The following is a 22,780-nucleotide window of genomic DNA, read 5'->3' as shown; positions in this document are numbered from 1 at the left end:
GTGACGTGCGACGTGTGCGGCCTGCCCGACCTTCACCAGGGCCAGGGCGACGGCATCGGGTCCTGCGACTGCCCGCGCTGCGAGTGCGGGGCGGCGCGCGGCTCCTACCTGTGCGACTGCGTGTTCGACGAGTGCGACGACTGGGGCAACGGCGACGACGTCGAGTGGCCTGACGACGAGCTGGGCCGCCCGGTCGTCACCGTCGAGCTGCCCGGGATCAGCCGATGACCCACCGACTCGCAGGCCGGACCTACCTCGAACGCGGCCAGGCCGTCACCGTCATCTGCGGCTGGGGACCCGGCGGCGGACCCCGCAACGTGTGGATCCGCCGCGCCGACGGCACCGAGGTCGTGCGCCCGTTCCGAGGCCTCCGCAAGCCGCCGGAGGTGAGCTGACCCGTGACCCAACAGGCGGCGCTCATCCACCAACCCGGACGCGGCGGCATCTGGCGCAAGTACCTCCTGCTCCCCAGCCGCACCATCAACGCCGCCCCATGGCTGGACGCGTACGCCCAACACGCACCCGTCGGCACCTGCCGACCCTGCGGCGGCTACCTGTTCCCCGGACCGCCCTACCGCCCCTCCGGCAGCCGCCGCGACTTCTACCCCGCCACCTGCGCCACCTGCAAGCAGGACACCGCAGCACCCGGCCCCTGCCCACGCAAGAAGAGGAAGAACGCCTAATGCCCTGGGTCAGATTCGATGACCAGTTCCCGCTGCACCGCAAGGTCGGCGGACTCAGCGACGCGGCGTACCGCGTTGCCTCCGAGGCGATCTTCTGGTGCTCGCGGAACCTCACCGATGGTGTGATCCGCGCGCACGAAGTCAACCAGATCCGCCCTCGCGCCGAACGCAGTGTCGGAGAGATCGTCGGCCGGGATCTGTGGCACCACGCGGCCGACGTCGAGGCCTGCCCGAACTGCTCTGCCCGTCTCGCCGAGGCCGGCCGGCCGATCCCGCCCGACGGGTACGTCGTGCACGACTACCTGGGCTTTCAGCCCTCCCGGGCCAAGGTCATGCAGGAGCGAGAGGCCAAGGCCGAGCGGCAGCAGCGGTGGCGCGACAAGAAGCGAGGCGGACCGAGAGACGCGTCTGTAGACACGTCGCGAGATGCGTCTACACCCCGTCCTGTAGACGCCCCTGTAGACGCGTCTGTAGACGCCCCTGTAGACCCTGCCCCGTCCCCGACCCCGTCCCCGCCCCGAAGGAAGCGGGGACGGGAGTCCCCGGGAGATCCACCGCCCGCCGCACGGCGGCAGGCGCCCGGCGGTGGATCAACCCCACCCGCCACGAACGCACCGTCGAGCACCGACCCCGACAACCCCGACTGGCGCACCCGCCCCGCGTTCGGCGCACCCCGCGAACCCGACGAAGCCGAACGCACCCGCAGCCGTGCCGCCGCGGTACGCGCCGCGATCCCGCCCCGCAGACGCACCCAGCCGACCGGGCCAACGGCCCTCGAACGCCTCACCCAGCTCGCCGACAGCATCGACCCGAACCCGACCCAGGAGGCATCGTGACCGTCACCCGCACCCGCGTCCGCACCCACCCCGCCGCCGGACCCGCCAAGCCCCACCGCAAGCCCGCCGAACCGATGCTGCTCGACCCCACCCGGTGCGCCTGCCGGAACCCGACGCTCGTCGCCACGTTCCGCGCCGAGCAGCTCGTCGCCCTGGAGCTGCGGCACCTCCGGACGAATGGGTGCGTGTACCCCGCCCAGCCCGTCGACGTCGAGTCCTGGCTGCTCCCGTGGTGACCGTCGAGCCGGTCTGGCCTTGCGGCGCCTTCCAGCGTGACCTGCCGCCGGGGACGAAGCCGTACCGGTGCACCGAGCCGTACGACCACCCCGGCGACCACCTGGTCGAGATCGACGGTCGCGTTGTCGCCCAGTGGCGACGCCTACCCCGCACCTGACCACCCGCACCACACGAGAGGCCCCGCGTTGACCAACCCGCACCAGCTGCACGCCACCCGCGCCGCCTGGTCGCTCGCCGCCACCCGCACCACCCTCAACAACGCCGTCACCAACGAAGCCGACATCCGCCGCGCCGAAGCCCGCACCATCGCCGCCGCCGGCGCCATCCAAGCCTGGCGACCCATGCCCGGCCCCACCAGCCACGGCGGCCACGGCGACCTCGTCGGACGCACCGCCGTGTCCACCCTCGAACCCGAGTACCGCGACGGCCAGCTCGCCCGCCTCGCCACGTCGACCACGGCAACCCTCGCCTGGCTCGCCAACGCCCTGCGGCTCACCCCCGCCGGTGACCCGCTCCACGCCCTGGCCGACGCCGCGCCCACCCTCCGACCCACCACCGCCCGAGAGATCACCCTCTGGCTCGACGAAGCCGACCAGCGGATCCGCGACGCCCTCCACTGCGACCCCGACGGCCACCCGCTCACCGGCGTCCGCTGCCCACGCTGCGCCCGCCGCCAACTCGCCGCCCACACCACCGGACCCCGGTCGACGTGGACCGTCACGTGCACCACCAGCTGCGTGTGCACCGGCCCCGACTGCCCATGCACCATGCCCGAACGCTTGGCCGACGTCCCCCACATCTGGGGCCCCGACCACCCACTCACCACCGCCCTGACCAGCGCAGCATGAGGGACAATCGAACCGTGGACAGCGGCACGACCGGGCAGCCCGGCAACGGATGCGACGACCCCCGCGCCATCCACCCGCACTGGTGCGGCTTCTGCGGCGCGGTCGAAGTGTTCAGCGCCGCCCAATGCGCCCGCCTCCGGTTCGTGCCCCCCTGCCCTCGCTGCGGCGAGCGACAGTGGCGCAGCGAGATCGACGAGCTGACGGCACCCGACCATCGGGAGGCGACCGAATGACGGACGAGTGGATCCCCGCCAACGGCGACCACTGGGGCACCGCACGCATGATCGCCACCCACCTCGGAGGCGACATCACCACCGCCATGATCCGCAACTGGGCCAAACGAGACGGCCTCCCATCAGCCAAGATGCGCGACAGCCACGGTCGACCCGAAGTCCGCTACCCACGCCAAGCAGCGACCAACATCGAAGCCGCGAAGTGGCTCAGCGGACGCGGCCGCAAGCGCCGACTTGACGAAACGATCAAAGCCGCCGCATGATTTGATCACTCCGAACCGGTAGACGAACCCTGCCCAGAAACAGACGACGGCCTGGTCGAGCGCATCGCTCCCAGGTCGTCTGCCTATCCGGCGGAGGTGGCCATGGCACTCAAGGTCTGCTCCTGCACCGGATGCCCAGCCCACCCCGGCAGCTGCCCCGAACTCACCACCACCAGACGCTGCACCGCCTGCACCACCACCGTGGACAAGGCACGAGGCAGCCGACACGACCGCGGATACGACGCAGCCCACACCCGAGAACGGGAACGCTGGCGACCCCACGTCGAACGAGGCGACGTCGACTGCGCCGCACCCACATGCGTCATGCCCGAACGCCGCATCCAACCCGGACAACCCTGGGACCTCGGACACACCGACGACCGCACCACCTGGCGCGGACCCGAACACCAGCCATGCAACCGAGGATGGAGACGCGACCGATGAGCGACCAGCCCACCACCACGGCGCCCACCATCGACACCGCCCTGGCCAACGCCAGCCGCCTCCTGCACGCCGCCGAGCTGGAGACCAACCACACCACCATGGAACGGCTTGAGAAGCTCGCCGACTAATGGGTGTCCATCGCCGGCCTGCTGGTTCAACGCGACCGACCCTGAGCAATCTCACCCTCCGTCACCAGGGGTGGGGGGTAACCCCCAAGGGTGATCATGAGCGGGACCGCCGGGGAGGGCGCTGTCCGGTCCGGCGGGTTCAAACGACGTCTGCCGTCACGCAACGTGACGGCAAGCCGAGGTGCCGCGCAACGCGGACCGAGGGAGCTGATCGAACATGGGAAGTGGCGGAGCGCGCGCCCGATCCGGGCCTGCACCTGATCCGGAGGCGCTGCGTAGAGAGCGCGGCACCGATCCTGGCTGGCACGTCCTGCCCGCTACCGGCCGGCCCGATCCTCCGCCGGAGTGGCCGCTGCCGGATCCGGCCGACCGAGAGCTGCAGCTGTGGAAGACGCTGTGGGCGAAGCCGCAGGCGACCCGGTGGGAAGTCCTCGGGCAGGACCTGGAGGTGGCGCTGTACGTGCGCCGATTCGTGGCCGCTGAGCAGCCTGGGGCGTCGTCCTCGGCGGTGGTCGTGGTGCGGCAGCTCGGTGAGGCCCTCGGCCTGACGATCCCGGGTCTGCTGCGTAATCGCTGGCAGATCGGGTCGGCGGAGTCGCGCCCAGCACCGGCGGTGACGGGCACCGAGGGTGCGGCGCAGCCTGCGGCACGGGGCGCATCCAAGGGGCGCGAACGCGGACGACTGACGATCGTCAAGCCCGATGACGAGTGATCACTACGTCGTCGACTTCCCGACTTTGTGGATCGCACCGGCGTGGATCGAGGCCCACTGCATTCAGCCGACGGGATTCCGTCGCGGTGCGCCGTTCGAGCTGTACGACTGGCAGATGTGGTGCACGCTCAACCACTACCGGGTCAAGCCGACTGCGTACTGGCGGCCTCAGAGCCCGATGCTGGCCACGGCGTTCCATTACCGCCGGTCGGTGATCATCGCGCCGCAGAAGGTCGGCAAGGGGCCGTGGTCGGCGGCGGGCATCGCGCTTGAGGGAGCTGGGCCAGCCCTGTTCCGGGACTGGGCGGGCAAGGACGACGGGTACGCCTGCGCGGATCACGGCTGCGGGTGCGGGTGGGAGTACCCGTACGAGCCGGGCGAGCCGATGGGTATGCGCTGGCCGACGCCGCTGATTCAGGTGACGGCGTTCTCCGAGAAGCAGACCGACAACATCTACCGCGAGGCGCTGCAGGCGATGATCCGTCTCGGCCCGCTCGGTGACCTGATGCGCGTCGGTGAGGACTTCATTCGGATCGGCACTGAGGGTCGGATCGACACGGTGTCGTCGTCGGCGAAGTCGCGGCTGGGGAACCCGGTCACGTACGTGCCGCAGGACGAGACGGGCGTGTGGACCGACGCGAACGGCATGCGGGAGGTCGCCGAGACGCAGCGCCGGGGCCTGGCGGGCATGGGCGGCCGGGCGCAGGAGACGACGAACGCGTTCGACCCGGCGCAGGATTCGGTGGCGCAGCGCAGCTACGAGGCGGCGGCGGAGGACATCTTCCGGTTCTACGAGCCGCCGCCGGCGAACCTGTCGTACCGCAACCGGCGGGAGCGGCGACGGATCCACCAGATCAACTACGCCGGGTCGCCGCACGTCGACGTCGACGCGATCGACGCGGAGGCGGCCGAGCTCGCGGAGAAGGACCCCGCCCAGGCGGAACGGTTCTTCGGCAACCGGATGGTCTACGGCGCCGGCACGTGGCTGGATGGTGACCGGTGGGACGCCCGCGAGTGGCTGCGCGCTCAACCGGCTGGTACGCCGGCGCGGGTGGTGCCGGCGGGAACACCGGTGGTGGCGGGGTTCGACGGCTCGGACACCGATGACTGGTCGGTGATCCGGCTGCAGACCGAGGACGGCTACCAGTTCACGCCCCGCTACGGGCCGGACCGGTTGCCGTGCATCTGGGATCCGGCGCAGCACGGCGGTCAGGTGCCGCGCCTGGAGGTCCGGGCCGCGTGGGACGAGATTGTGGACACGTACAAGCTGGTGCGCGTGTACCTCGACCCGCCGGGCTGGAAGACGGAGATCGACGAGCTGGCCGAGCGGTACGGCGAGCGGGTGTTCGTGCGGTGGGAGACGTACCGCCTGGTGCAGATGCACGCCGCGGTGGTGCGTCTGCACACCGACGTCACGAAGACGGGCACGACGTTCACCCACGACGGCGACCAGACGATCGCCGTGCACGTGCGGAACACACGCAAGCTGCCCCGGCCGTCGCAGCGGTACGTGCTCGGCAAGCCGTCTCAGGCGCAGAAGATCGACGGCACCGTGTCGTCGGTGCTGTGCAACGAAGCCGCCGGCGACGTCACCGCGGCGAAGGCATGGCCGCGGGCCCAGTCGCGTCAGGTGCTGGTGTTCCGATAGCCGAAGGGAGTTGACCGGGTGGCCCTCACCGAAGACGAACGTCGACTCCTCAACGGGTTGCAGATCAAGGTGGGGCGCACTGCGCGCCGTAACCGGGTGCTGGAGGCGTACTACGACGGCGAGCAGCGCGTCGAGCAGCTCGGCCTGGCGATCCCGCCGGAGCTGCGCCGGTTCTTGACGATCGTGGCGTGGCCAAAGACATACGCTGACGAGATCGCCGCCAGGACCACCCTGGAGGGGTTCGAGCTGCCGGACGCCACTGACGCCGACGACGAGCTGTGGCGGATCTGGCAGGCGAACGGCTTGGATGCGGAGTCGAAGCTGGGTCAGCTCGACGCGGTCGTGCGGGGCAGTGCCTTCGTGGTCGTAGGCGCCGGTGACACGGACACGCCGGACGCCCCATCTCCGGACGGCGGCGACGATGACCGAGAGCGGTCGGCGGAGATTCCGCTGATCACGGTCGAGTCGGCCGATGAGATGGCCGTCGAGCTGTCCCCACGTACGCGTCAGCCGATCGCCGGCGCGAAGTTCTACGCGGAGGATGGCACTGCGCGGGCCACGTTCTACCAGCCGAACGCGACGACCTGGCTGGAGCGCAGGAATGCTGCGTGGGTTGAGGTCGACCGCGACGAGCACCAGCTGGGGGTTGTGCCGGTGGTGCCGCTGGTCCGGGGCGCTCGCCTGTCGAAGCGTGACGGCCGGTCGATCTTCACGGCCATCATCGGCTTGACCGACGCGGCCGCCAGGGCGTTGACGAACGGGCAGGTCGCCACGGAAGCACTCGCAGTCCCGCAGCGATGGGCAGCGGGGCTGTCACCGGACGACTTCAAGGACCCGAAGACCGGCGAGACGCTCCCGACCTGGGAGGCGTACTTCGGTGCGCTGTGGGCGTCGACGAACAAGGACGCGAAGTTCGGTGCGTTCTCGGCCGCTGACCTGTCGAACTTCGACTCGATTGTCAGTCTGTACGCGAAGCTCGTGTCTGGTGTGTCGGGTCTGCCGATGCGGTACCTCGGCCAGGCCACGACGAACCCTCCGTCGGCGGAGGGGATCCTGGCCGACGAGTCGCGGGTCATCAAGCAGGTCGAGGACTTCCAGACGGCCCTGGAGGCGTCCTGGGAACGGGTCATGAAGATCGCGGTCCGCTTCCGTGACGGCCGCTGGGACCCTCGGATGGAGCAGCTGGAGACGCAGTGGCGGTCGGCGGCGACCCCGACACGGGCGCAGGCGGCCGACGCGGCGGTGAAGCTCGTGCAGCAGAAGATCATCCCGCGTGAGGCGGCGTGGGTGGATCTCGGTTACTCGGCGGCCAGGCGGAAGAAGCTCGCCGAGCAGTTCGCGGCCGAAGAGGCGCGAGACCCGGCCCGCCGGATCGCCGCGGCGCTGGGCGCGGGCCGCAACGGCCTGACCGACGCCGGCGGCGCCGAGCAGGACGACGAGGTGGTGCCGGCCGGTGCCGGCTGAGCAGATCGCCCTCGACCACTACCGGCGTCGCAGCGAGCTCGTCGACGCGCTCGCCGACCTGGCTGAGGGCCTGTGGGCGCTGGTGGACCCGGGCGACATCGCCCGGTCGTGGACAACACTGCTGGTCGACCTGCTGGTCACGGTCACCGCGACGCAACTCGCCGCGGCGCGTACCGCTGACGGGTACCTCGACGAGGTCCTCGATGCGCAGGGCGTCGACCCGGCCGCTGACGGGCAGCTGGTCCCGGCCGCGCTCGCCGGCGTCGCGTCGGACGGCCGGCCGATGGCCAGCCTGCTGTACGAGCCCGCAATCGGGGCTCTGGCGGCGATCGGCGCCGGGGTCGACGTCGACGAGGCGCTCACCATCGGCGGGACGGCGCTCAGCACGATGGTCCGTACGCAGGCGGCGGACGCGGGCCGGGCCGCCGATCAGGTGGCGCTCGCGGCTCGTCGACGGGCTGGCGGGTACGTGCGGATGGTGGTCGGCCGGACGTGCGGCCGGTGCGTGGTCTTGGCCGGCCGGTTCTACGGGTGGAACGCCGGGTTCGACAGGCATCCGCGCTGCGACTGCGTGCACGTGCCCGCCGGTGAGGACACCGCCGACGATGTCCGCACGAACCCGCGGGCGTGGTTCGACAGCCTCGACGAGGACGAGCAGAACCGGCAGTTCACCGCCGCCGGCGCCCGGGCGATCCGCGACGGGGCCGACCTGGCGCAGGTTGTCAACGCCCGCAGGGGCGCGTACGGGCTGACGCCGGCCGGCGCTCGCCTTACCGCCGAAGAGGAACGGCTGCTACGCGGTGGCCGGGACATCGGCCGCCTGGAGGCCGTCGACGTGTTCGGCCGGCAGTTGTACATCACCACGGAGGGCGTGACGACCCGAGGGCAGGCCGGTGTGCGGCTCGGCGCCGGCCAGACCGGTGTAAAGGCCGACGGGGCCCGGTATCGGTCGGCGCGGCCGCCGCGGCTGATGCCGGAATCGATCTACCAGATCGCGGGCAGCCGCGACGAGGCGCTCCGCTTGCTGAAGCGGTTCGGCTACATCCGATGACTCCCGCAGCGCAACGCTGCGGGCCTGACCCCGCAATGGAGTCCGACAGTGCGAATCCACCTCCCGGCCCTCGGACCGGACCTGCCCATCCACCCGTTCACCGGTCTCACCGCGATCGGACTACGCCGCAACGGCGACCCGATCTGGCCCATCAAGGGCGGATCCGGCGAAGGCGACGACGACACCGGCAGCGGTGACGACGACGAGACCGAGGACACCGGCGGCGACGACAAGGACGACGACGGCAACGCCGACGACCTGCGCGACGCCGGCAAGCGGGCCCTCGACACGATGAAGGGCCAGCGGAACACGGCCCGCGCTGCCCTGCGCCCGTGGACCGCACTGGCCCGCGAGCTGGGCGTGAAGACGCCCGACGACGTCAGGGCCCTGATCGCCGCCAGGAAGACCGGCGGTGACGGCGGTGACCAGCCCGACCCGGAGCAGATCCGCCGGGAGGCACGGGCGGAGGCGCAGCGGGAGACGCTCAACGACCGGGTCCTCGACAAGATCGAGGCGAAGGCCCGCAAGTTCGCCGACCCGGCGGACGCGGCGGCGCTGCTGCTGCGCGAGCACGGCGTCGACGACTTCGTCGAGGGCAACCGGATCGACGGCGACGCGATCGCCGAGGCGCTCGACGAGCTGCTCGAGCGTAAGCCGTACCTGGCGGCGGCCAGCGGCGAGCCGAAGGCCCGCAAGCCGAAGCCCGACCCGTCGCAGGGCAGCCGCGGCGGCGCGAAGCCGTCCGCGTCGGACCGGGCCGCGAAGCGCCTCGAACGGCTTGGTGTTCGCAAGCCCAGCACCACCTGATCCACGCCCCGGGGCGCCCATGCGTCGGGGTCACCACCCAGAGATGAGGGATCACACCCATGTACAGCGATCTTGGGGTGACGAAGACGACCCGGCGTGCCGGCGGCCCCACCTGGGCCGGCGACTTTCCGGTCGACTGCGCACCCATCACGCTCGACGCGGACGCCGTCCTGGCGGTCTACACGGACGGCAACATCCCGTCCGGTGCGACCCTGGCGCTGGTCACCGCGACCGGCCGGTACGCCCCGTACGGCGGTAGCACCGAAGAGGTCCAGTCGGTGTCCATCACCGGCACCCCGACCGGCGGCACCTACACGCTGACCTTCAACGGTCAGACCACCGCGGCGATCCCGTTCAACGCGACCGCCGCGCAGGTCCGCACCGCCCTGGAGGCGCTGTCGAACGTCGGCGCCGGGAACGTCACCACGACCGGCGGCCCGCACCCGGGCAGCGCCGTGGCCGTCACCTTCACCGGCACGCTGGCGAACACCAACGTCGCGCAGATGACCGCGAACAGCGGCAGCCTCACCGGCGGGTCCAGCCCGACCGTGGCGGTGTCCACGACCACCGGCGGTGGCACCGACCTCGGCTCGAACGGCACCGAGACGGCCAAGGGCTTCCTGCTCGGCGACAAGCAGGTCCGGGCCGGCCGGAACGTCGACGCCTCCCTCTACTACCGGGGTCGCGTGTACGAGGACCTCCTGCCGTCCAACGGTGGGTTCGACGCGCAGGCGCGCACCGAGCTCACCCCGAACATCTACTTCGACAAGGTGGGTGCCTGATGGCCACCATGGCTCTCGAACTGACCGATCCCGAGGAGCTCACGCTCGCGGCCCGGCAGATCCCGTTCCCCGGCGGCATCCTGCAGCGGTGGCTGCCGGCCGTGACCCGCCGCGACCACCGGTACCTGTTCCGCCGGTCCGCGCGGTCGCTGCGACGGGCGATCCCGTTCCGGCCGTGGAACACCCCAGCCGTACCGATGGACCGCGGCGAGATGACCGAGGTGACCGGTCGGATGCTGCCGCTGTCGGGCATCCTGTGGCTGTTGGAGGAGGACTCCCAGCTACTCGACGCGGCGCGTGCCGCCGGCGACGAGGACGCGATCGCCGAGGTGTTCGACCAGGACCTGCTCACCCTTACCCGGGGCGCGCTGCAGCGCCTCATGCTCGCCCACGGTGAGGCGATCGCCTACGGGAAGGTCACGGTCGGCACGCAGGCGGCGCCGGAGAACCGGCTGCAGCTCGGGTCGGTCGACTTCGGGATCCCGGCGCAGCACTTCTTCACGGCGCCGACGCTGTGGAACGGTGTCACGCCGGACATCTTCGGGCAGATGGACGCCCACAAGACGGTGTACAAGACCACCACGGGCGGCGAGGTCCTGCCGGGTGTTGGCATCATCAGCACCCGAATCCTGAACGTGATGCTGAAGGACACGGACTTCCGCAACGTGTTCGGGTCGCTGCTCGGTGCCCCGCCGTCGATCGGGGCGGCGAGTGTCCGCCAGGCCCTGGCCGACCGGGAGCTGCCGCGCCTCATCGTGGACGACACGATGGTGCCGGACCACACCGGGAAGATGACCCGCGTCCTGCCGGACGACCGGATCGTCTACCTGCCGGAGGAGCCGGGCAACGAGGGCGGCATGCCGGTCGGGCAGACCCAGTGGGGCACCACTGAGGAGGCCAAGAAGCTGATCCGAGCGCAGGCGCTGGGCGAGGACAACGCCCCGGGTCTCGTCGCGGTGGCGATGGAGTCGGAGAACCCCGTCCACACCGGGACCATGGTCGCCGGCATCACGATGCCGGTGGTCACGGACCCGGACCTGATCATGTCGGTGAAGGTGCTCTGATGGCCACGCTGAGGGAGAGCACGCACGTGCGGCACCCGGAGACGGGTGAGCTGGCATTCCTGATCGCTGGTGGTGACGTACCCGAATGGGCGTCGCCGCTGGTCGGCGAGCACCTCATCGACGGCGTCTCTGCCCGTCCCGGCTCGGTGGCCTCTGCTCCGGAAGACCCGGCCGCCGAGGTGGTCCGTCTCCAGGCGCGTATCAACGTGCTGAAGGCCGCCATCCCGTCATCTGCCGCGGGCGAGGGCGCGGATGCCGCCGGCCGGGACGGCCCGCCCCCGAAGGGCGGAGCAGGATCAGGCGCTCCGACGTGGCGTGAGTACGCCGCGAAGAAGGGCGTCGACGTTGCGGAAGACGCGTCCCGAGAGGACGTGATCGCCGCCCTGGAGGCGGCCGGCGTTCCCACCGAGTAGCAGGTGCTGGGCCGGACGGCACTTCTACCCGCTGTCCGGCCCACCTGTCGTCGATCGATCGAAGGGGCGAGCGATGGCTGATCTGTTCGAGCTGGCGCAGCTCGCCTCGTACATGCAGAGCGACCTGGACCAGGCGTCGGCCGAGTTGGCGCGCGCGCTGACGACCACGCTGATCCGCGCCGAAGTCGGTGCTGAGCGGTACGACGCGATCGTGGACCTGTCGCCGTTCCTGTCTGTCGCCCTGGAGGTGGCTCGGCGGGTGCTGCTCAACCCGGCCGGCGTCCGGGCGGAACAGGTGGACGACTACTCGGTGACGTACGCGACGGAGTTCGTGGCCGGCGCCGCGCTGACCGCGGCGGAACGCCAGCTGGTGCGTTCTATCGGCGGCCTGCCGTCGTCGGGCGCTTTCACGATCCGCCCAGCGGCACGGCCGGTGGTGGTGAGGGACTCCGCGAGATGGTGGCCGTGAGTCGCGACTGATCCCGGGCCAGGGTGCCCACCAAGCACGTCACGTAGGAGGGGGCTGTCGTGGCCACCAGAATCTCGACGGCGGCACGGAATGCCGCCGCAGGTGCTATCGCAGGTCTTCTCGATGCCGGCGCGGGCGCGGGCACGATCAAGGTGTACTCGGGGTCGCAGCCAGCCACGGGGGACACCGCCGAGAGCGGGACTCTGCTGGCCACGTTCACCCTGGCGGACCCGGCGTTCAGTTCCGCGTCGTCCGGGGTGGCCACGCTGGCGGGTACGCCCAGGTCGACGACAGGTGTCGGCGCGGGTACGGCCGGCTGGTTTCGTGCCGAGGACTCGACTGGCGCGAACGTGCTGGACGGTTCCGTGACAGCGGCAGGCGGGGGCGGCGAGCTGGAGCTGTCAACCACCACGATCTCCGTTGGGCTGACCGTGGAACTGACGTCCGGCGCCGTGACAATGCCCGCGTCCTAGTTCCGGGGGGTGGCACGGTGTCGACCCTGGTCAACTCGTTCGAGGGTGGCAGTGCTGGCGCGGCCGTCACCACCGGGAACAGCGGCGCCGCGTCGGGGGATGCGTGGACGCTGGCGACGGATACAGCGGGCGGGACCTGCGTCTACAGTTCGACCGGTTCAGCGCACGGCACGCTGTGCATGTTGACGACGCTCGGCGCGACCGGTGGTGCGCAGCGGCGTGGGTGGTCGGTCAACGCCGGTGACTCTGCCGCCGTCCAGCACTTCCGCTTCTACCTGGACCCCGTCTCAGTCGTCGGTACGGTGTCTCCGCTGCGGGGCATGAACCTGACCAGCTCAGGACAGCGGTTCAGGGTGCAGGTCACCTCCGCCGGGGTGTTGACGCTCCAGAACAACGCGAACACCACGATCTGGACCAGCTCAGCGTTGTCGACGGGTACGCAGTGGCGGGTGGAGGTGTCGGTAGGCGGGTCCACCTCGGCAACCGGCCGGGTGCGTATCTACGCCGGAGACGCCACCAGTACCAGCCAGGACTCCGGTGACCTCGCCGGCCAGAACTTCGGCGGCCCGATCCGCGAGGTGTGGTTCGGGCAGACCGCCGCCGCCACGAACGTCGCCCTCACGCTCGACGACTGCGGCTGGTCGGATACCGCACTACTCGGCCCGGCGCCACCCCCTCCGGGCACCGGAGGGCTGACCGCATCGCTGCCGGCACTGGCGTCATCGGTGGGCGGTTCATCCCGCGCGTCCACGGTGCTGGGCGCATCACTGCCTCACCTTGGCGTTACCGCCAGCGGCAGGGCCCAGACGACGGGTGCGATGCCGACCCGGCTGCCCTCGCTGACGGTTGTCGCCTCGGCCGCCGTGTCTGCGACTGGGTTGGTCTCTCCGGTGGCACCGCCGCTGTTGGTGAGCTTGGGCGGCACGTCGCGCTCTGGTGCTGCGCTCACCGTTGGGCTGCCTGCGCTGGTATCGGCCTTGGCAGGCGCGGTCGAGGGTGGAGCGACGGTCGACCGACCGTTTCTCGGTGTCGTGGTCCGGCCGGCGGCGGGCGTGACGGTTCGCCCGTCGGAGGGTCGGGTGCCACGCCTGGCGGATGCCGTGGTTCCTCGACCCGCGGAGGGTGTTGTTCTTCGACCGTAGGAGGCTGCGATGTTGGAGGCGGTGTTGGCCCGGGGCCGAGCTGCTGCTGAACGGCTGATGGTCGACGAGTGCGTGATCCGGCGTGTCACCGGTGAGGCCAGTGACGACGACGGAAACGTGGTGAACTCCTACGAGTCGCTGTACTCCGGGAAGTGCCGGATTCAGCAACACGTCGGCCAGGCGGCCCAGGCCGACGTGGGCGAGGACTTCCAGCTGATGCTGCGCTTGGAAGTGCAGCTCCCGATGTCCGTCGCCGGCCTGGAAGTCGGCGACGAGGTCACGGTGACCGCGTCGGTGCACGATCCGGACCTGCCCGGACGAGTGTTCCTAGTGCGGGACCTCGCGCATAAGAGCCACGCGACGGCCCGGCGGGTCGGAGTCACGGAGCGGACATCATGACGGACTTCGACGCGGGCGAGCTGAAGCAGTGGCAGCACGACCTCGACGAGGTGCTGCTGCAGGCGCCGAAGGAAACCCGGGCCGTGGTGCAGCGCGGGGCGCTCAACATCAAACGCGACGCCCAGGGCCGAGTACAGGGCCTGGCGCACGCGCCGGCGTACCCGTACGCGATCTCCTACGACACCAAGGAGACGCCGGCCGTGTTCACTGCCGAGATCGGCCCGGACAAGACCAAGCGGCAGGGCGCGTTGGGCAACTTGATCGAGTTCGGGTCGGAGAACAACCCGCCGCGGCCGCACATGATCCCGTCCGGGGAGGCTGAGCGGCCCCGGTTCGAGAAGGCCATGGAAGACCTGGCCGCGCGGATCCTGGAGCAGCGGTGAGTGCCAAGGAACACGCGGAGGCGATGCTCGAGTTGGCCCGGTCCGCGCCGGGTACCACTCCGCTGGTCGTTCTCGACGGTGCCGTCCCGAAGGGCACCCTGCCGCCGTACGCGTTGGTGTACTTCGTCGACCACGATCCGGAGGACGCCGAGAGCCGGTCGGTGGAGGACGCGCCGGGCCGGTTCGTGTTGACCGGGTACTGGCATCTGGTGGGCGGGAACGCCGCCGCGACCCGGGCGCTCGCGGATCGGCTTCGGGCCGTGCTGCTGGGTGTTACTCCGACGATCACCGGCCGTGTGTGTTTCCCGATCCGACGGGAGGAGAGCCGACCTCCGGAGCGAGACGAGTCGACCGGGCAGCTCGTAATGGACCGGGTTGACCTCTACCGGCTGTCCAGCGAGCCGGCCTAGTGGCGGGCGAACCACTCCCGTGCCGACTCGGGGACGAGTACCAGCGCAACGACGGCGGCGCCGACCGCGAGGGACAACAGCTGCCCGTTCAGTCCGGCAAGGACTGCGAGAGCGCCACCGGCGACGGCGAGGACCTGGGCGACGCGCTGCCCGAGCCACAACCCGTAGGCGATGAGCCCGTAGATCACCACTGCGCCCGCCGCGGCGATCGCGAACGCCCACCCGTCCATGGTGTCGGCCAGGCGAGGGATGGCCGCAACGCCGGTGCCAGCGACCAGCAGGACGGCGGCGACGATGGCGCCGGGAGCTCGCCTCGCCGGTGGTGACGGGGGGCGCACCTCGGCGGCGATCAGCTGTTCGATGTCGGCGCGGCTGAGCCCGTAGAGGCGCTCGAGTTCCTCGACTGGGGTGCCGTCGGCGTACGCCGCGACGAGTTCGTCGCTGGGGCTCGCGTCGTCCACTGCCATGCCGGACACCGTACCGGCGGTCTCCAAGTAATCACCGTCCGCCATTCGGACGGACCTTACCCGAGAGTCAGGAGGTGCGGCGCATGGCGCTGCAAGCAGCTCAGTCGGTTGTCACGACTGGCACCACGCCGGCGGCGATCACCCCGTCGGCGTCCGACACGATCGCGGAGTCCAGCTTCGGCGTCAACGGCGTTCACCTGCGGGTCATCACGACGGGGACCGCCACGAACGTGTCGGTGCTGGATCCGGGCGCGACGCCTCAGGGCAACCCGGGCACCGTCACCGCGGTGCCCGCGCCGGCGACGGGCGTCCGCATGATCCTCATCCCCCGGACCGCGATCAACCCGGCCACCGGCGTCGCGACGGTCACGTTCAGCGGGGCGCTGACCGGGGTCACGTACGAGCTGCACCGGGCCTAGGGAGGCGCACCGCGATGACGGCGAAGACGCAGTACTGGATGACCGACGGCTACGGCGTGAAGGCGCTGATGGTGGGCGTCGACGAGCGCGACAGGTGGAAGCCGCTGGGCTGGGCGGAGTCCGACGATCCGGCGGCCGGTGAGCGGGTGTGGCTGCGGCACAAAGAGCACGGCGGCCGAGCACTGTTCGCGGTCGAGGCGGCTGAGGTGTGGATCGAGAAGGGCTGGTTGCCTTCGGATCCGGAGCCGCCGGTGAACCCCTTCAACTCCCCGGACCCGGCCGCGGCGGCCGGGCCGGCGACGCCCACCGAGACGGCCCCGGCCGAATCGGGCGCGGCTCCGAAGTCCGCCAACAGCACGAAGGAGAAGTGAGCGATGCCGGACATCCCCGGCGATGGTAAGACCCGGGTTGACTGGGTCCCGGCCATCGCGAACATCAACGCCCCCACCGTCTCGGAGCTGAACGCCGGTATCCGGGTCAGTCGGTGGATCACCGCCGACGGGATCGTCGGGTTCCGCCCGGAGACCGCCGACGTGCCGACCGGCAACGTCGAGAGCACGTTCGACACCAATACGAACGGCCGGCGCACCTTCAGCGGAACGATGCTGCGCTTCAAGAAGCAGTCGGGCAGCGACGTGGTGTACACGACGATGACGCCGGACGTAACCGGGTTCATCACGATCCGCAGGTCGCTGCCGGCCGCGAACGCGTTCGCTTCAGCCCAGCCGATCCAGGTGTTCCCGGTGATCTGCGGTGAGACGGCGTGGATGGATCCGGAGCCGAACACGGTGGAGCGGTTCGAGGTGCCGGTCAAGCTGACCGACCAGCCCGCGCTCCGGGCCGTCGTCGCCTGACCCTTCCAGAACGAGCGGGGGCGGACCAACTGGCCCGGTCTGCCCCCGCTCTCCGCATTGCTGGGCCAGGAACACGAAGGGCCAGAAGACCAATGACCGACTTCCAGATACTGCTCGCCGGCGCGCGACTGCCCGAGGCCACCGTGCCGGTCTGCCTCCGCGGTGACCTCACCGCCGAGTTCGAAGACCTTGAGCGCCAACTCGACCAGGCGCAGCGTGAGACACTCGCCTCCCTCGAGGACCAGTCGTCCGCCAACGGCATCGCCGAGCGGATGGAACACGTCCGCCAAGAGATGCTGCAGCACACCTACCAGTTCCGCCTGCGCGCGATGCCCCGACCGGCGTGGCGCTCGTTCATCGCCGAGCACCCACCCCGCAAGGACACCGAATCTGGGGCGGTCGTCGAGCAGGACCGGGGCGTCGGTGTGAACACCGAAACGTTCTTCGACGAGCTGGTACGCCGCTCGGTCGTCGACCCGCAGCTCACCGACGACGAGTGGAAGCTGCTACTCGACCAGGCGCTCACCGACCGGCAGTTCGACACCCTCTCCAGTGCGGCGTGGGGGCTGAACCGGCGGGACGTCGACGTCCCTTTCTCGCTCGCCGCCTCGCGGATGACCCGGAGTACCGCGCCCGAGTAGAGGCGGCCGACCGGCTCGGGATCCCCGGGTCCCGGTTCGACGGTCGGGAGCCGGTCCAGACGACCCGCCACCACTACAACCGGCGGGGGCGGCTGGTGCGGTCGGTCACGACCCGGGAGCCGGAGTGGACGGAGCAGGACCGCGCCGAGGTCTTGGCGTTGGCGCTGTACCGGGCGGAGTTCTGCCCGTGCGGCTGCGGTCAGCGGTACGTCGAGACCACCAGTGACGAAGAGACGGGCCCGCAGTTCACCGCCGACCGGGTGGTGTGCCGGGCCCGTCTGGCTCTGCTCGAAGCGCAGAAGGCGGCAGCCACGCAGGACGTGGTCGGCGGCGCCCGGATCTGGCGGGTCCGTAAGCGGGAGGGGTGAACTCGTGACGCTTCGCACCGTGGGCGTGAAGTTGACCGCTGAAGTGAGCGGCTACATGTCGGGGATCCGGCAGGCCCGCGGGGCGACCCGCGACTTTGTGGGTGAGCTGGACAAGGCTGCCCGGGCGGGCAGGTTGGACGCGGTCGCTGACCAGGCGACGATGCTCGGCGCGGGCCTGGTCGGCGCGTTCGGCTTGGCGGCCGGCGCCGCGGCGAAGTTCGACAAACAGATGTCGTCCGTTCAGGCGGCTACCCGGGCCAGCACCACCGAGCTGGAGTTGTTGCGCAACGCGGCGATGCAGGCCGGAAAAGACACTTCCTACTCGGCCACGGAGGCAGCCCAAGCGGTCGAGGAGCTGGCTAAGGCGGGTGTGTCGACGGGGAACATCCTCGGCGGTGGTCTCACCGGGGCGCTGAACCTCGCGGCGGCCGGGCAGATGGACGTGGCCGAGGCTGCGGAGACCGCAGCCAGCGCGATGACCCAGTTCAAGCTGGCGGGCTCTGAGGTGCCGCACATCGCGGACCTGCTCGCGGCTGGTGCCGGCAAGGCGCAAGGCTCGGTGCACGACATGGGCATGGCCCTCAACCAGGCGGGTCTCGTGTCGGCGCAGATGGGCCTCACGATTGAGGACACCGTCGGGACCCTGACGAGCTTCGCGTCGGCGGGTCTGCTCGGGTCCGACGCGGGCACGTCGCTGAAGACAGCCCTGTTGATGCTGGCCAACCCCAGCAAAGAAGCCGCCACGTTGATGGCGAAGCTGGGCATCAACGCGTACGACGCGCAGGGCAACTTCGTCGGCATCACCGCGTTGGCCGGACAGCTGCAGACGCAGCTTGGCGGGCTCACCCAGGAGCAGCGCAACGCTGCCATGGCCACGATCTTCGGCGCGGACGCGATCCGCGCCGCGAGCATCCTCTACGAGCAGGGTGCCGACGGTGTGCAGAAGTGGGTCGGGAAGGTCGACGACCAGGGCTACGCGGCGGACACCGCCCGGATGAAGACCGACAACCTGATCGGTGACCTGGAGCGGCTGCGCGGCGAGCTCGACAACCTGGCTATCCAGGCTGGGTCCGGGTCGTCAGGTGGTCTGCGGTGGCTCACGCAGGCGGCAGAAGGTTTGGTCGCGCAGATCGGCTCGCTGCCGCCGGCGATCTCCAGTACGGCGGTGGGCCTGACGGGCCTGGCTGGCGTGGCGATGCTGCTCGGCGCCGGGTGGGTGCGAGCCCGGCGGTCGAACGCGGAGATGCTCGGCGAGCTGCGGGAGACCGGGCCGGCGGGGCAACGGGCGGCGCGCGGGTTGGAGGTGGCTCAGCGCGGCGCGACGCGCGCGGCCGGGGCGTTCATCGCGCTGCAGGTCGCCGGGGCAGCGATCGGTGCCATGCAGAAGGACCTGAACCCGCAGGTGGAGGCGTTGGGTAAGGGCCTGGCCGAGTGGGGTCAGTCGGGGCGGTTGGCCGGCGAGTCGGCGCGGGTGCTCGGCGCGGACCTCGCGGACCTCGGTGTCGGGTTGAAGTTCTTGGCGGACACCGACAACGGGCGGCGGCAGTTCGTCCGCTGGGGGCAGGACATCCTGGAGACGGTCGTGCCCGGCCTGGATGGCACGAACACGTCGCTGACGCGGACCCGTGAGCGGGTTCAGGCGATGGATCAGGCGTTGGCCGGCCTGGTGCAATCCGGTAGCGCTAGCCAGGCAGAGGCGGCGTTCCTGCGGCTTGCCGAGGCTGCCGAGAAGGACGGCGTCAGCATTGAGGAACTGCAGGCCCTGTTCCCCACCTACGCCGGGGCCGTGGAGACTGCCGGGTCGGCGACGTCGTCCGCCGCTGGGCAAATCGGTGGGCTGGGCGGGTCGGCGTCTGAGGCGGCAGAGCAGGTAACCGCGCTGAAGGACGCGTTCGACAAGCTGTTTGGTCAGCGGATGGACCTGGACACTGCCCTGCTGGCGTACAAGCGGGGCATCGCCGACGTCAACGCCGAACTGAAGGACGGCACCCGCACGCTCGACATCAACAAGGCGGCAGGCCAGGACAACATCGAGTCGGTGTTGAAACAGATCGACGTGATCAACGATCTGCGGCAGTCCCGCATCGATCACAACATGAGCCTGGACGAGGCGAACGGCAAGTACGTGAAGGACATCGACGGCCTGCGGAACACGATGCTCCAGCTCGGTTTCAACAAGAAGGCCGTCGACGAGCTGATCGGCAAGTACCGCGACATCCCGGGTGAGGTGTCGACGGACGTGTCGGCGCCAGGGGCGCAGTCGGCTAAGAAGCAGGCGGAGGACTTCAACTTCGCGGTGAGGTCGGTGCCGCCCAGCAAGACGGTGCCATTCTGGGCCACCACCGCTGAGGCCAAAGCCGCCGTGAACGCCCTCAAGGCGAAGATCGATTCGCTGAAGAACAAGCACATCTACATCTCCGGCACAGTCCGGTGGACCAGCACAGGTGACCTGAAGGTCCCCGGTGGCACCCAGCTGAAGAACCGGTGGGGTGGCCTCTACGAGCACGCCGAGGTGGGGCTGTTGCGGGATGCGCAGATCGCGTCGCCGCGGGGCCCGGCTCGGTACGCGTGGGCTGAGCCAGCCACCGGTGGGGAGCTGTTCGCCCCGCGGTTCGGTGACATGGCCCGCACGCGCGCCCTGGTGGGTTACGCGATTGAGAACTGGTGGGGCGGCTGGGGGAGCTTCGCCCCGAACCCTGGCCGTGGCGGTTCCACTCTGCAGCTGTCGCCCGGGCCAGTTAGTTCGTCGACGGCCGCGCCGGCCGCTGCGGCGATCGGCGGCGCGGATCTGACTGTGCACTACCTGCTGCGGGAGTTGGTCGCCGCGGTGGAGCGGGTCGCTCCCGGGGTTGGGGAACAGCTGACCGGGTCGGTGTCCTCGGCGCGGCAGCTCAGCCGAGCTCAGGGCCGGACGTACGCACGTTGATTCGGAGGTGACCATGGCGATGTTGCTGCTGGATCGGGTGTGGATCAACCGCCTCGACACGGGTGAGGCGATCGCGGCCGGATCGATGGACCGGTCGCAGCAATACGAGCAGGACGGCGAGGTGACGACGTTCGCAGGTGGTCGTCAACGTGCCATAGCCATCGAGGGCGAGCGGGGCACCTTCGGTGTAACGCTACGGAAACTCTCGCTGGCCACGGTCGAGAAGCTGCGCGAGTGGAAGGGCATCGCCGTTCTGGTGCGTGACCATCGTGGGCAGCAGTGGACGGGTGTGTTCTTCGTCGTCACGCCGTCCGAGCCGCCGGTCGCGCCGGGGCCGACCGCTGGCTACTGGTACGACGTTGCGTTGACGGTGCGGACGATCACCGCCAGCGAGGGTGTGTGACGTGCAGGCCCTGACGGGGTCACCTCGGGAGCACCTGGCTGCCGCGCAGGTCGAGGCGCTGATCGTGGACAGCCCTGCGGTGACGGTGGGGTACGGGGCGGAGCTGGTCGACCAGTCGCTGACGGTGCTGGCGGACATCTCGGAGGACCTGCTGGGTGGGTCCGTATCCCGCAACGCGTACGCCGATCTGCACGGCACCACTCAGCTGATCATTGCCCGGGACCTGGACTGGGGGCGGGCCATCGTCCGCCCCCACATGGTCCTGTCCGACGGCGTGACCACCGCCCGATTCAACCTGGGTGCCTACTTCACCAAGACTCCGAAGCGGGACCTGAGTCGGGCGCCGGCAACGTTCGACGTGGCCGGCGTCGACGTCCTGGACGTGCTGGTGGACCCGGTCGGACAGACGTACGCGGTCGACGCCGGAGTCGGCTACCTCGCGGCGGTTGAAGACATCCTGATCCAGCGGGGGTTCGTGCAGTACATCATCGACCCGACGGCAGCGTCGACGACGCTGCCGACCGCGAAGGTGTGGCAGTTCGACGACCGCACGTCCTGGTTGACCGTCGTCAACGACCTGCTCGCCGCGGTGGGGTACGCCGGCATCTGGTCGGACTGGGACGGCCGACCGCGCTGCCACCCGTATCAGCCGCCACTTGAGCGCTCGGTGGAGTGGACGTATGAGGCGGACGGTGGCCGTTCGATGATCGCTCCGGAGCGCACTGTCGAGCAGGACTACTACCAGGCACCGAACCGGTGGGTGTTCTACCAGCGCAACAACGTCGAGCAGGCCCCGGTAGAGGGCAACGGCATGTACACGTACATCAACCAGTCAACCGGGCCGGCGTCGGTCGACGCTCGTGGGCGGGTGATCTCACGGGTCGAGGGACTGGATGCCGCCGATCACGCGGCGCTGATACGGCAGGCACAGGAGCTGATCGACGCCGATATGCGGATGCCATCGACGTACAGCGGGACGACCGCCCTCAACCCCTTGCACTGGCACTTCGACCGCCTGTTCGTGATCGACGGCGCGGCAGGTCCTCCGCTGGATGTCCTGGGCACGCAGTGGACGCTGCCGCTGACCGGCCGGCGGATGACCCACGAGTGGCAGGTGCTGCGGTGAGCCGCCTCGACACCGAGCTGCGGCGGATGGTCGACGAACGGCTCGCGATGCTGCTGCCGAAGCAACCCGGCCGTATGGGCCTGGTCGTGACCGTTGATCCGGCGAGCGCCGCGTGCACGGTCATCTTCGACGGTGACGTCACCCCTGTGCCGGTAAAGCGGTGGTCGCACGTGCGGATGCGCCCGGGTGACCGGTGCGGACTGCAGCAGTACGAGGGTGACTGGGTGGTCGTCGGGGCGTTCGCTTCGGACGCCACGTGGGTAGCGTCGGCGTCCACCAGCTCGGCGGCGGTGACGGCGGAAACGTCGGTGATCGCTTTGACCGGAGTGACGTTCCGGGCGGGGATGGCGTACCGGTTGACCCTCGGCGGCCAGTACCAGAGCTCGGTGGTGAACATCAGCTTCTGGCGGGTCCGCAACGCGACCGCCACCACGGGGGCCGACTGGGGGCAGTTCGGCCACTACCCGGCGCAGACCGCCGCGAACCCGTACGCCCTGCTGGGTGAGCACTGGTTGAGGCGCACCGCCAGCAGTGACCTGGAGAACCAGACCGTCAGCGTGAACGTCAACGCGTCGACCGGCACGGTCACACACCTCGGCTCGGCGACGAAGCCGCGCTACCTGATGCTCGAAGAGTGGGGCCCGGCGGCCAAGTGCCCGCAGGGCTTCGCCGTGTCGTAGGAGGGGC

At 70.2% G+C, this 22,780-nt stretch carries 34 protein-coding genes; 33 read left to right on the top strand and 1 reads right to left on the bottom strand.

Going from position 1 to position 22,780, the window contains the following annotated elements; genetic code table 11:
- From ACWER9_RS06595 to ACWER9_RS06480, 24 genes are all read left to right on the top strand, one after another.
- Positions 1 to 228 (top strand): hypothetical protein, encoded by a 228-nt coding sequence (locus ACWER9_RS06595; RefSeq protein ID WP_452300829.1) that lies wholly within the window; start codon positions 1 to 3, stop codon positions 226 to 228.
- Positions 225 to 395: a hypothetical protein gene (locus tag ACWER9_RS06590; RefSeq protein ID WP_452300828.1), complete on the top strand. Its 171-nt coding sequence runs from the start codon at positions 225 to 227 to the stop codon at positions 393 to 395. The genes ACWER9_RS06595 and ACWER9_RS06590 overlap by 4 nt, the downstream gene beginning before the upstream one ends.
- 3 nt (positions 396 to 398) lie before the next feature.
- On the top strand, positions 399 to 683 hold the full coding sequence (locus ACWER9_RS06585) for a hypothetical protein (protein ID WP_452300827.1): 285 nt from the start codon (positions 399 to 401) through the stop codon (positions 681 to 683).
- On the top strand, positions 683 to 1,519 hold the full coding sequence (locus tag ACWER9_RS06580) for a hypothetical protein (protein WP_452300826.1): 837 nt from the start codon (positions 683 to 685) through the stop codon (positions 1,517 to 1,519). The genes ACWER9_RS06585 and ACWER9_RS06580 overlap by 1 nt, the downstream gene beginning before the upstream one ends.
- Entirely contained in the window at positions 1,516 to 1,755 is a 240-nt protein-coding gene (locus tag ACWER9_RS06575) for a hypothetical protein (RefSeq protein ID WP_452300825.1), read from the top strand. Before ACWER9_RS06580 ends, ACWER9_RS06575 begins: the two co-directional genes overlap by 4 nt.
- On the top strand, positions 1,752 to 1,913 hold the full coding sequence (locus ACWER9_RS06570; protein WP_452300824.1) for a hypothetical protein: 162 nt from the start codon (positions 1,752 to 1,754) through the stop codon (positions 1,911 to 1,913). The genes ACWER9_RS06575 and ACWER9_RS06570 overlap by 4 nt, the downstream gene beginning before the upstream one ends.
- 28 nt (positions 1,914 to 1,941) lie before the next feature.
- A complete protein-coding gene (locus ACWER9_RS06565) occupies positions 1,942 to 2,604 on the top strand; it encodes a hypothetical protein (protein ID WP_452300823.1) in 663 nt (220 codons plus the stop codon).
- Positions 2,601 to 2,837, top strand: coding sequence for a hypothetical protein (locus tag ACWER9_RS06560; protein WP_452300822.1), 237 nt, complete (start codon positions 2,601 to 2,603; stop codon positions 2,835 to 2,837). Before ACWER9_RS06565 ends, ACWER9_RS06560 begins: the two co-directional genes overlap by 4 nt.
- Entirely contained in the window at positions 2,834 to 3,100 is a 267-nt protein-coding gene (locus tag ACWER9_RS06555; protein ID WP_452300821.1) for a hypothetical protein, read from the top strand. Before ACWER9_RS06560 ends, ACWER9_RS06555 begins: the two co-directional genes overlap by 4 nt.
- Before the next feature lie 440 nt (positions 3,101 to 3,540).
- Complete coding sequence (locus ACWER9_RS06550; RefSeq protein WP_452300820.1) at positions 3,541 to 3,672, top strand: hypothetical protein; 132 nt, start codon at positions 3,541 to 3,543, stop codon at positions 3,670 to 3,672.
- A gap of 217 nt (positions 3,673 to 3,889) precedes the next feature.
- A complete protein-coding gene (locus ACWER9_RS06545; protein ID WP_452300819.1) occupies positions 3,890 to 4,384 on the top strand; it encodes a hypothetical protein in 495 nt (164 codons plus the stop codon).
- Positions 4,374 to 6,032 carry a hypothetical protein gene (locus ACWER9_RS06540; RefSeq protein WP_452300818.1) on the top strand — a complete coding sequence of 553 codons (1,659 nt, stop codon included), beginning with the start codon at positions 4,374 to 4,376 and terminating at the stop codon, positions 6,030 to 6,032. The genes ACWER9_RS06545 and ACWER9_RS06540 overlap by 11 nt, the downstream gene beginning before the upstream one ends.
- A gap of 18 nt (positions 6,033 to 6,050) precedes the next feature.
- A complete protein-coding gene (locus ACWER9_RS06535; protein WP_452300817.1) occupies positions 6,051 to 7,496 on the top strand; it encodes a phage portal protein in 1,446 nt (481 codons plus the stop codon).
- Entirely contained in the window at positions 7,486 to 8,547 is a 1,062-nt protein-coding gene (locus tag ACWER9_RS06530) for a VG15 protein (RefSeq protein WP_452300816.1), read from the top strand. Before ACWER9_RS06535 ends, ACWER9_RS06530 begins: the two co-directional genes overlap by 11 nt.
- A 48-nt stretch (positions 8,548 to 8,595) precedes the next feature.
- The gene (locus ACWER9_RS06525) at positions 8,596 to 9,354 is read left to right on the top strand and encodes a hypothetical protein (protein WP_452300815.1); all 759 of its coding nucleotides are present in this window, start codon (positions 8,596 to 8,598) and stop codon (positions 9,352 to 9,354) included.
- A 59-nt stretch (positions 9,355 to 9,413) separates the two neighbouring features.
- Positions 9,414 to 10,136, top strand: a complete 723-nt coding sequence (locus ACWER9_RS06520; RefSeq protein ID WP_452300814.1) for a hypothetical protein — start codon at positions 9,414 to 9,416, stop codon at positions 10,134 to 10,136.
- Positions 10,136 to 11,200 carry a major capsid protein gene (locus tag ACWER9_RS06515; RefSeq protein WP_452300813.1) on the top strand — a complete coding sequence of 355 codons (1,065 nt, stop codon included), beginning with the start codon at positions 10,136 to 10,138 and terminating at the stop codon, positions 11,198 to 11,200. Before ACWER9_RS06520 ends, ACWER9_RS06515 begins: the two co-directional genes overlap by 1 nt.
- Positions 11,200 to 11,613 (top strand): hypothetical protein, encoded by a 414-nt coding sequence (locus tag ACWER9_RS06510; protein ID WP_452300812.1) that lies wholly within the window; start codon positions 11,200 to 11,202, stop codon positions 11,611 to 11,613. Before ACWER9_RS06515 ends, ACWER9_RS06510 begins: the two co-directional genes overlap by 1 nt.
- A 73-nt stretch (positions 11,614 to 11,686) precedes the next feature.
- The gene (locus tag ACWER9_RS06505) at positions 11,687 to 12,082 is read left to right on the top strand and encodes a hypothetical protein (RefSeq protein WP_452300811.1); all 396 of its coding nucleotides are present in this window, start codon (positions 11,687 to 11,689) and stop codon (positions 12,080 to 12,082) included.
- Between the two features lie 59 nt (positions 12,083 to 12,141).
- A complete protein-coding gene (locus ACWER9_RS06500) occupies positions 12,142 to 12,555 on the top strand; it encodes a hypothetical protein (RefSeq protein WP_452300810.1) in 414 nt (137 codons plus the stop codon).
- Between the two features lie 179 nt (positions 12,556 to 12,734).
- A complete protein-coding gene (locus ACWER9_RS06495; protein ID WP_452300809.1) occupies positions 12,735 to 13,697 on the top strand; it encodes a hypothetical protein in 963 nt (320 codons plus the stop codon).
- A gap of 9 nt (positions 13,698 to 13,706) precedes the next feature.
- Positions 13,707 to 14,096: a DUF6093 family protein gene (locus ACWER9_RS06490; RefSeq protein ID WP_452300808.1), complete on the top strand. Its 390-nt coding sequence runs from the start codon at positions 13,707 to 13,709 to the stop codon at positions 14,094 to 14,096.
- On the top strand, positions 14,093 to 14,479 hold the full coding sequence (locus ACWER9_RS06485; RefSeq protein WP_452300807.1) for a hypothetical protein: 387 nt from the start codon (positions 14,093 to 14,095) through the stop codon (positions 14,477 to 14,479). Before ACWER9_RS06490 ends, ACWER9_RS06485 begins: the two co-directional genes overlap by 4 nt.
- The gene (locus tag ACWER9_RS06480) at positions 14,476 to 14,889 is read left to right on the top strand and encodes a hypothetical protein (RefSeq protein ID WP_452300806.1); all 414 of its coding nucleotides are present in this window, start codon (positions 14,476 to 14,478) and stop codon (positions 14,887 to 14,889) included. The genes ACWER9_RS06485 and ACWER9_RS06480 overlap by 4 nt, the downstream gene beginning before the upstream one ends.
- On the opposite strand, the gene ACWER9_RS06475 is transcribed toward ACWER9_RS06480, so the two are convergent.
- The gene (locus ACWER9_RS06475) at positions 14,886 to 15,356 is read right to left on the bottom strand and encodes a hypothetical protein (RefSeq protein ID WP_452300805.1); all 471 of its coding nucleotides are present in this window, start codon (positions 15,354 to 15,356) and stop codon (positions 14,886 to 14,888) included. The genes ACWER9_RS06480 and ACWER9_RS06475 overlap by 4 nt on opposite strands.
- Before the next feature lie 83 nt (positions 15,357 to 15,439).
- Here ACWER9_RS06475 and ACWER9_RS06470 point away from each other — a divergent pair, with 83 nt between their 5' ends.
- From ACWER9_RS06470 to ACWER9_RS06430, 9 genes are all read left to right on the top strand, one after another.
- Positions 15,440 to 15,775 carry a hypothetical protein gene (locus ACWER9_RS06470; RefSeq protein WP_452300804.1) on the top strand — a complete coding sequence of 112 codons (336 nt, stop codon included), beginning with the start codon at positions 15,440 to 15,442 and terminating at the stop codon, positions 15,773 to 15,775.
- 14 nt (positions 15,776 to 15,789) lie between these two features.
- Positions 15,790 to 16,146, top strand: a complete 357-nt coding sequence (locus ACWER9_RS06465; protein ID WP_452300803.1) for a hypothetical protein — start codon at positions 15,790 to 15,792, stop codon at positions 16,144 to 16,146.
- Positions 16,147 to 16,149: 3 nt separating this feature from the next.
- Positions 16,150 to 16,629, top strand: coding sequence for a phage tail tube protein (locus tag ACWER9_RS06460; protein ID WP_452300802.1), 480 nt, complete (start codon positions 16,150 to 16,152; stop codon positions 16,627 to 16,629).
- A 92-nt stretch (positions 16,630 to 16,721) separates the two neighbouring features.
- Entirely contained in the window at positions 16,722 to 17,270 is a 549-nt protein-coding gene (locus ACWER9_RS06455) for a hypothetical protein (RefSeq protein WP_452300801.1), read from the top strand.
- A 95-nt stretch (positions 17,271 to 17,365) separates the two neighbouring features.
- Complete coding sequence (locus tag ACWER9_RS06450; protein ID WP_452300800.1) at positions 17,366 to 17,638, top strand: hypothetical protein; 273 nt, start codon at positions 17,366 to 17,368, stop codon at positions 17,636 to 17,638.
- A 4-nt stretch (positions 17,639 to 17,642) separates the two neighbouring features.
- Complete coding sequence (locus ACWER9_RS06445) at positions 17,643 to 20,564, top strand: phage tail tape measure protein (protein ID WP_452300799.1); 2,922 nt, start codon at positions 17,643 to 17,645, stop codon at positions 20,562 to 20,564.
- Between the two features lie 13 nt (positions 20,565 to 20,577).
- Entirely contained in the window at positions 20,578 to 20,967 is a 390-nt protein-coding gene (locus ACWER9_RS06440) for a hypothetical protein (protein ID WP_452300798.1), read from the top strand.
- 1 nt (position 20,968) lies between these two features.
- The gene (locus tag ACWER9_RS06435; RefSeq protein ID WP_452300797.1) at positions 20,969 to 22,093 is read left to right on the top strand and encodes a hypothetical protein; all 1,125 of its coding nucleotides are present in this window, start codon (positions 20,969 to 20,971) and stop codon (positions 22,091 to 22,093) included.
- A complete protein-coding gene (locus ACWER9_RS06430) occupies positions 22,090 to 22,773 on the top strand; it encodes a hypothetical protein (protein WP_452300796.1) in 684 nt (227 codons plus the stop codon). Before ACWER9_RS06435 ends, ACWER9_RS06430 begins: the two co-directional genes overlap by 4 nt.
- Positions 22,774 to 22,780 lie beyond the last annotated feature (7 nt).

The sequence above is a fragment of the Micromonospora sp. NPDC003944 genome, from assembly GCF_053605225.1.
This window is presented reverse-complemented; position numbering and strand designations above follow the sequence as displayed.

What these genes read in the sequence shown, in the direction of transcription:
- ACWER9_RS06590 (WP_452300828.1), top strand. Translation starts at nt 225, where the DNA reads ATGACCCACCGACTCGCAGGCCGGACCTACCTCGAACGCGGCCAGGCC.
- ACWER9_RS06580 (WP_452300826.1), top strand. Translation starts at nt 683, where the DNA reads ATGCCCTGGGTCAGATTCGATGACCAGTTCCCGCTGCACCGCAAGGTC.
- ACWER9_RS06560 (WP_452300822.1), top strand. Translation starts at nt 2,601, where the DNA reads ATGAGGGACAATCGAACCGTGGACAGCGGCACGACCGGGCAGCCCGGC.
- ACWER9_RS06555 (WP_452300821.1), top strand. Translation starts at nt 2,834, where the DNA reads ATGACGGACGAGTGGATCCCCGCCAACGGCGACCACTGGGGCACCGCA.
- ACWER9_RS06550 (WP_452300820.1), top strand. Translation starts at nt 3,541, where the DNA reads ATGAGCGACCAGCCCACCACCACGGCGCCCACCATCGACACCGCCCTG.
- ACWER9_RS06545 (WP_452300819.1), top strand. Translation starts at nt 3,890, where the DNA reads ATGGGAAGTGGCGGAGCGCGCGCCCGATCCGGGCCTGCACCTGATCCG.
- ACWER9_RS06540 (WP_452300818.1), top strand. Translation starts at nt 4,374, where the DNA reads ATGACGAGTGATCACTACGTCGTCGACTTCCCGACTTTGTGGATCGCA.
- ACWER9_RS06520 (WP_452300814.1), top strand. Translation starts at nt 9,414, where the DNA reads ATGTACAGCGATCTTGGGGTGACGAAGACGACCCGGCGTGCCGGCGGC.
- ACWER9_RS06515 (WP_452300813.1), top strand. Translation starts at nt 10,136, where the DNA reads ATGGCCACCATGGCTCTCGAACTGACCGATCCCGAGGAGCTCACGCTC.
- ACWER9_RS06510 (WP_452300812.1), top strand. Translation starts at nt 11,200, where the DNA reads ATGGCCACGCTGAGGGAGAGCACGCACGTGCGGCACCCGGAGACGGGT.
- ACWER9_RS06505 (WP_452300811.1), top strand. Translation starts at nt 11,687, where the DNA reads ATGGCTGATCTGTTCGAGCTGGCGCAGCTCGCCTCGTACATGCAGAGC.
- ACWER9_RS06495 (WP_452300809.1), top strand. Translation starts at nt 12,735, where the DNA reads ATGTTGACGACGCTCGGCGCGACCGGTGGTGCGCAGCGGCGTGGGTGG.
- ACWER9_RS06490 (WP_452300808.1), top strand. Translation starts at nt 13,707, where the DNA reads ATGTTGGAGGCGGTGTTGGCCCGGGGCCGAGCTGCTGCTGAACGGCTG.
- ACWER9_RS06485 (WP_452300807.1), top strand. Translation starts at nt 14,093, where the DNA reads ATGACGGACTTCGACGCGGGCGAGCTGAAGCAGTGGCAGCACGACCTC.
- ACWER9_RS06475 (WP_452300805.1), bottom strand. Translation starts at nt 15,356, where the DNA reads ATGGCAGTGGACGACGCGAGCCCCAGCGACGAACTCGTCGCGGCGTAC.
- ACWER9_RS06470 (WP_452300804.1), top strand. Translation starts at nt 15,440, where the DNA reads ATGGCGCTGCAAGCAGCTCAGTCGGTTGTCACGACTGGCACCACGCCG.
- ACWER9_RS06465 (WP_452300803.1), top strand. Translation starts at nt 15,790, where the DNA reads ATGACGGCGAAGACGCAGTACTGGATGACCGACGGCTACGGCGTGAAG.
- ACWER9_RS06460 (WP_452300802.1), top strand. Translation starts at nt 16,150, where the DNA reads ATGCCGGACATCCCCGGCGATGGTAAGACCCGGGTTGACTGGGTCCCG.
- ACWER9_RS06455 (WP_452300801.1), top strand. Translation starts at nt 16,722, where the DNA reads ATGACCGACTTCCAGATACTGCTCGCCGGCGCGCGACTGCCCGAGGCC.
- ACWER9_RS06440 (WP_452300798.1), top strand. Translation starts at nt 20,578, where the DNA reads ATGGCGATGTTGCTGCTGGATCGGGTGTGGATCAACCGCCTCGACACG.